Genomic DNA, 5496 nt, shown 5'->3' on the forward strand with positions numbered 1-5496 from the left:
CGCCGCAGCGCAAGCGCGGGCGCTCCTACGCGCAGTGCAAGCTCTCGACGCGGGGCCGCCAGCTGCTGGCGCACCGCTGAGGATCGCCCGAGGCTGTCACCCGATCGTGGTAGCGTCTGATCGATGACCACCTCTGCGCTGCGCATGCTCCAGTCGACGGCCGCCGTTCCCGGCTGGATGGCCTCGTACGTGATCCTGCAGGAGGCCGCCGACCCGATGATCATCGGGCTGCCGGTCGCGCTCTGGGTGACGATCGAGGTGACGGATGGCACCCCGCCGGCGCTGCGCCAGGAGATCCGTCCCTACGTGATCAACCGCCACGGGCAGGTCGCCGACTACCTCGGCCAGCCGCCGGCGATGCAGTTCCTCTGCATCAGCCCGCCCAACGAAGACTGGCAGGCCAACGCGCGCGTGGCCTTCGACGATCACGTCCGTCAGCGCCTGGCTGCGGCGGTCACGCCGCCCGCGTTGACGTCGTCGGAGCCCTCCGACAACTAGCGGCTGATCGCGATGCCGATCAGCCCGCCGATGACCGTCACCCCGACGACGCCGGCGGTCCACTTCAGCCACGTCGGCATGTCCTGCACGGGCTCGACGCCAGGCAGCGCCGGGCTCGACGGCGCAGGCAGTTCCACCATGCTCGTCGGCACGGGCTTGCCCTCCTGGGGCGTCACCGCGGGCACCGGCGCCTGGGGCTGCGCCGGATCGGCGTGCGGTACCGGGATCTGGTAGGGCACCTGCGCCGGCGGCGGCGGGAACGGCGGCATCGAGACCTTGATCGGCGGCGGCACCGACGAGACGGGTGGATCGAAGGTCGGGTGCGGGATGGGCACGGGCCCCGGCACCGACGTCGACGGGCGCGGCCCAGGCAATGCCACTGCCGGCCCGCCATCGTTCTCCTGCGTCATGTACTGGGGACCGGCCCAGGCCGTGAGCAGCTTGCTCGGGTAGGACGGGACGGTCTCACCGCCCCCACGGAGGGTCAAGGTCAGCATGCCTCGAGCGTACCATGGCGTGTCACCCCATCGTGCTACTGCTAGAGCCGTGAGCCGCGCCGCGAACCTGGATCTGGATCTCCCCTCGAGCGTCCTGCGCTTGCTCTTCGAGACGCCGCCCCAAGGTGGGATGCGCTTCGAGGCGCCCTGGCGTGCGGGTCTGAACGCGGCGTGGGGCATCGCCGATTACTTCAAGGCGCTCCACGTCGCGCCGTACGAGCCGGCGCCCGAGGAGATCCACCTCGTCGGGCTCATCACCCGGCACTGGGAGGCCGTCCGGGCGGCCGGAGTTCATGGCTGGTGCGGATCGATCCGCCCCATCGAGCTGTACACCCGCGCCGGCGACGTCATCGGCCTCGCCCACCAGATCCGCCACCGCGACGTGGCGATCGCGTTTGGGCGGGCCGTCCAGCTCTACGTCGCGCGCTCGGATGGCGGCGGCTTCGCCTACAACGATCTCCTGCGCCGCCTCGAAGGATCGGGTGACCTCCACGAGGAGGCCTTCGACTCGTCGATCCGCGAGGCGCGCGCGCTCGACGCGATCGGCACCCGGACGATGCTGCAGAACGACGGCGTCGATCCGATCCGCCGTGCCTTCACCGATCTCTGGCAGCGTCGGCACTACCGCCTCATTTACGCGCTGCCGCGTGCGTCCACTCCCATCCCGCCCGAGGCCCGATGAAGCTCCAGACCGTCATCATGCAGTTCACCGCCGTCGTGTTGGTCGGCGACGACCAGCCCAAGGAGGAGGCGTTCGCGACCGTCCTCGACGGCATCAAGGCCGGCACGATCACCGTGTCGGATCAGGCGAGCCTCGAACCGACGCACGAGCGCGATCTGCCGACCGCCTGGCTCGAGCAACAGCCGTACGTCGCCGCGTCGATCTCCGACGAGGCCTACGCGCAGCACGCCTGCACCGCCGACGGGGATCCGCTCAACGTCGTCGAGATCTTCGATCACCTCTACAAGAAGTGAGGCCGCCCATGTCGACACCCACCTTCGGCTCCAAGGCCTTCGACGAGGCGGTCAAGGGATGAGTCGGTGGCACTTGGTGCTCCTACTCGGCGCGACGCTGCTCGAAGGTGCCGCTCGCGCTGCGGCCGACGATCTCGATGACGCGGCGCTTGCCGCAGCGCTCCGCCAGGTCAAGCCGCGGATGTCGCCGGCGCTGGCCGCCAAGCACGTCGCGTGGGCACGCGCCGCAACCGCCGACACCGAGGTCGAGGTCGAGCTGCTGCTCGGCATGGCCTTCCGTGAGTCGAGCTGGGATCCCTTCTCGGTCTCGCGGCGGGCCTGCCTGGCTGGTCGATGTGTCCGGGTCACAGGCCCGTTGCGCCATCCGGTGCCGCTGATGGAGGGCCCCTACTTCTGCGGCGTGATGCAGATCCATGCGCCGAGCTGGAAGGCCTGCGCACGGGAGGCTGCGGACACGTCCGCCAACTACCGCAAGGGCGCGCTGCACCTGCAGCAGTGGCTCGATGATCCTCAATGTGCGGCGCTACCTGGCGAGGCGCGGCTGACGTGCGCGCTGCTCGGCTACGGCGGCGTCGAGACGAACCGCGCAAGCCACCCTTACCCTCGTAACGTCCGGCGAGCTTCCGAGGATCTACGGCAGCGCGCCACGTTCACGGGAGGTATCCATGACCGACGCTGACGGAACGTTCCAACTGCCGATGCCACCACAAGTCCAAGCCCCCACCGTCCTCGGTGAAGCCGCCGCGGTGCGCCTGGGGGACGCCTACGACCTCATGGAGTCGCTTGACTCCTCAAGCGTCGACCTGTTGATCACGAGCCCACCGTACTGGGGGCACCGGAGCTACGGACGGGAACACAACTGGAAGATCCACGAGGAATGGCAACGCGCGGGCGGCACCGTTGAAACGCCGCCGCCCTACGAGTGGTACCGGAAGGCTGGCGGCGTCCTCGGGCTTGAGCCATTCCCGGATTGGTACGTCGCGCACTTGGTCGAGATCTTCGAGCGAGCGCGGCCCCGTCTGAAAGGAACAGCAAGCGTCTGGGTGAACGTCGGTGACACCTACTTCGCGCGATGGTCGAGCATCCGCGAGTCGGGCCGCCAGGGCCTCGGTGACAACGCGCGGGTGCGTCGCAGGACCCCGATGGGTGATTACCGACAGGAGAAGCAGCTCCTCATGATTCCGGCACGATTTGCGATCGCGATGCAGGCGCGCCGCTGGATCTTGAGGAACGATGTGATCTGGTTCAAGCCGAACGTGCCACCGCGGCCCGAAGCGGATCGCCTGCGCTTGTCGCACGAGCACTTCTTCCACTTCGTGCTCAGGCCCAAGGAGGGGCGCGCGAAGTACCACTACGATCTGGCCGCCGTTGAGCCTCGTGCGCATGACGTGATCGAAGTTCCCGTGCGCGCTGGCCAGGACGGGCACTCGGCGACGTTCCCCGCCGACCTTATCCGCCCCCGAATCCTCAGCTCATGCCCACCCGGTGGGCTGGTCCTTGACCCCTTCTGCGGTACAGGGCGCGCACTTGCGGTTGCCGTACAGAACGGCCGCCGCGCCATCGGGTTCGATGTGTCGCCGGAGTTCGCGAAGGCGGCTCGTGGGACGGCGGGCGGCACGGTAGCCCCTGCGAAGGGGAACGCCAGAGCGCGGCGCGCCATCGTCAAGCCGGGCACACCAGGCGGCAGGATCCGGAAGTCGAATGGCGCGCGCTAAGGACGCGCCGAACAACCTCGTAGCCGAGTGGTTCGAGCTGCGATCCTCCCCCAGCTCGACGTTGACCGGCGCCCCTCGACGGTGATCTGGGCGCAGCGGTGCCTCGACAGGCGGACCGTGGTGCGCACCGGACGAGGGGCGCCGGGAGGGCCGGGGCGGCGTGGTAACGTCGAGGGCATGCCCTACCTCTTCGAGTGCCGCGACTGCTGGTACGACAACACGTCGATCGCCAAGCAGCCGTTGACCGCGCAGCTAGCGGCGATCGCGACGCTGAAGCGCGGCGCGACGAGCCTCTGGCAAGGCGCCGCCGCCGGCGGCAACCTCCGCGACTGGTACACGATCTTCAGCAGCACCCAGCTACGGCCGCTCCTCGAGCTGGCGCGCCGATGGCCCTCGGCGCTGATCCTGCGGGGCGCGTTTGCAGCGCAGGAGTTGCTGCTGAGCGCGCTGCTGCTCGAGCCGGTGACGACCAAGAGCTTCCCGGGCGCGCTCGCGAAGAGCCTGTTGCGCTGGCAGCTGCTCAACGCCGCGGCCGAGTCGAAGAGCCTGCTGTCGTGGACAGGGCAGCCGGATCGCCTGCGGACGGCGCTGGCGCAGACGCTCCGCAGCGATCCGAGCCCGTACGTCCGGCTCGAGGCGCTCCGGGCGATCGGCGCGGCGCCCGTGCCGATCTCCTGGACGGGGCCGCTGCTCGAGAGCATCCGCGGTGCCGAGGCCGTGCTCGCCGAGACGTCCTTCAAGCAGGACGAGCGCCAGGCGCTGGCCAAGTACCTCGCCGAGGTCACCGGCAAGCTGCAGGCCGCGGCCGCGCCGTCCTTCACGCCCGTCATGGTGCCGGGCATCGCCGAGCCCGTCACGACGCTCGACCTCCAGCTCCCCGCGGTCGACCCGGCGCCGCGCCGCTGGGTGCCGTGGGCGCTCGGCGGGCTCGCGCTGGTCGGGCTCACCGGCCTCGGCCTCTGGGCGCACAAGCGCACGGGCGCGCAGCTGACGCTGCCTGGCGAGATCTAGCTCCACGTCTCGAGCGGGCACGCGTGTTCGACGGGCGGCCGCGCCGCTCGCGCATGCTCCGTCTCGACGCCGCCGCACGGGCACCTCCAGCACCTGTGCGCTGGGTTGTAGATCATCATCGGGCGATGGCGTTGAGGTAGCGGATGCGAAGGCAGCGCAACGCGCGCCAGGCGATGCGGAGCGAGGATCTCGACGTAGACCCGTGGCGTGGAGCGCGGCCAGAGCGCGAACACCAGCACCGCCAACCCGAGGATCCAGATCATGAGCCTCCCCCTGCGCGTGAGGCCTCTCGGACGGCCTCGTCCCATATCTCCTTTTCAGAAGACTCAGAGCGCATGCGCTCGTGATTGTCGAGTGCGGCGGGAGGCGTCTGGATGGCAGCCTCGAGCTGCGCCGGGCAGCCGAGATCGGTCACCATCAACTCATCGATGTGCCAACGCATACATCCACGACGAAAGTCTCGACCGTAGACGCAGAGACGCTCACCCTCCACCTCGACGCGGCAGGCCATTCCATCCTGCCGCGTCCACGTCGCCGCTCGCTGCGGTGTGACCTGCGGCAGCAGATCGAGGAGGCGCCCTCCGACAGCGGCAGCTCCGGCCAGTTCAGCCGCGCGGCGATCGACCGCCCGCTCGATCGCCGCGGCCGCGTCCATGCGACCGTCGGTGACCTGGTTCGGGTCGCCGCCGCAGGCGACGACGTACTGCTGGATCGCGGCCCAGACCGCGACGTGCGCATCGGAGCCGATGCGGCGATCGGTAGAGGGGGACACCGAGGCCTCCTAGAGCGGGAACCAGACG

General features: G+C 69.6%; 9 protein-coding genes. 6 read left to right on the plus strand and 3 right to left on the minus strand.

Going from position 1 to position 5496, the window contains the following annotated elements; genetic code table 11:
* The first annotated feature begins 144 nt into the window (after positions 1-144).
* Positions 145-498, plus strand: coding sequence for a hypothetical protein (locus IT540_RS04905; protein WP_291174065.1), 354 nt, complete (start codon positions 145-147; stop codon positions 496-498).
* Here IT540_RS04905 and IT540_RS04910 read toward each other — a convergent pair.
* A complete protein-coding gene (locus IT540_RS04910; RefSeq protein ID WP_291174067.1) occupies positions 495-995 on the minus strand; it encodes a hypothetical protein in 501 nt (166 codons plus the stop codon). The genes IT540_RS04905 and IT540_RS04910 overlap by 4 nt on opposite strands.
* Before the next feature lie 49 nt (positions 996-1044).
* On the opposite strand from IT540_RS04910, the gene IT540_RS04915 reads away from it, so the two are divergent.
* From IT540_RS04915 to IT540_RS04935, 5 genes are all read left to right on the plus strand, one after another.
* Positions 1045-1677, plus strand: coding sequence for a hypothetical protein (locus IT540_RS04915; protein WP_291174069.1), 633 nt, complete (start codon positions 1045-1047; stop codon positions 1675-1677).
* The gene (locus IT540_RS04920; protein WP_291174071.1) at positions 1674-1970 is read left to right on the plus strand and encodes a hypothetical protein; all 297 of its coding nucleotides are present in this window, start codon (positions 1674-1676) and stop codon (positions 1968-1970) included. Before IT540_RS04915 ends, IT540_RS04920 begins: the two co-directional genes overlap by 4 nt.
* 58 nt (positions 1971-2028) lie before the next feature.
* A complete protein-coding gene (locus tag IT540_RS04925; RefSeq protein ID WP_291174073.1) occupies positions 2029-2649 on the plus strand; it encodes a hypothetical protein in 621 nt (206 codons plus the stop codon).
* Positions 2636-3685, plus strand: a complete 1050-nt coding sequence (locus IT540_RS04930) for a site-specific DNA-methyltransferase (protein WP_291174075.1) — start codon at positions 2636-2638, stop codon at positions 3683-3685. The genes IT540_RS04925 and IT540_RS04930 overlap by 14 nt, the downstream gene beginning before the upstream one ends.
* 177 nt (positions 3686-3862) lie before the next feature.
* Positions 3863-4696 (plus strand): hypothetical protein, encoded by an 834-nt coding sequence (locus IT540_RS04935; RefSeq protein WP_291174077.1) that lies wholly within the window; start codon positions 3863-3865, stop codon positions 4694-4696.
* Here the strand turns inward: IT540_RS04935 and IT540_RS04940 are convergent.
* Positions 4693-4959, minus strand: coding sequence for a hypothetical protein (locus IT540_RS04940; RefSeq protein ID WP_291174079.1), 267 nt, complete (start codon positions 4957-4959; stop codon positions 4693-4695). The genes IT540_RS04935 and IT540_RS04940 overlap by 4 nt on opposite strands.
* Positions 4956-5468 carry a hypothetical protein gene (locus IT540_RS04945; RefSeq protein ID WP_291174081.1) on the minus strand — a complete coding sequence of 171 codons (513 nt, stop codon included), beginning with the start codon at positions 5466-5468 and terminating at the stop codon, positions 4956-4958. Before IT540_RS04945 ends, IT540_RS04940 begins: the two co-directional genes overlap by 4 nt.
* Positions 5469-5496 lie beyond the last annotated feature (28 nt).

This window comes from Hyphomicrobium sp., assembly GCF_020852195.1.
Taxonomy (GTDB): domain Bacteria; phylum Pseudomonadota; class Alphaproteobacteria; order Rhizobiales; family Hyphomicrobiaceae; genus Hyphomicrobium_C.

Bases quoted from the DNA above. Each gene is read 5' to 3' on its own strand.
- IT540_RS04905 (WP_291174065.1), top strand. From the start codon at position 145: ATGCTCCAGTCGACGGCCGCCGTTCCCGGCTGGATGGCCTCGTACGTG.
- IT540_RS04930 (WP_291174075.1), top strand. From the start codon at position 2,636: ATGACCGACGCTGACGGAACGTTCCAACTGCCGATGCCACCACAAGTC.
- IT540_RS04925 (WP_291174073.1), top strand. From the start codon at position 2,029: ATGAGTCGGTGGCACTTGGTGCTCCTACTCGGCGCGACGCTGCTCGAA.
- IT540_RS04910 (WP_291174067.1), bottom strand. From the start codon at position 995: ATGCTGACCTTGACCCTCCGTGGGGGCGGTGAGACCGTCCCGTCCTAC.
- IT540_RS04940 (WP_291174079.1), bottom strand. From the start codon at position 4,959: ATGATCTGGATCCTCGGGTTGGCGGTGCTGGTGTTCGCGCTCTGGCCG.
- IT540_RS04935 (WP_291174077.1), top strand. From the start codon at position 3,863: ATGCCCTACCTCTTCGAGTGCCGCGACTGCTGGTACGACAACACGTCG.
- IT540_RS04920 (WP_291174071.1), top strand. From the start codon at position 1,674: ATGAAGCTCCAGACCGTCATCATGCAGTTCACCGCCGTCGTGTTGGTC.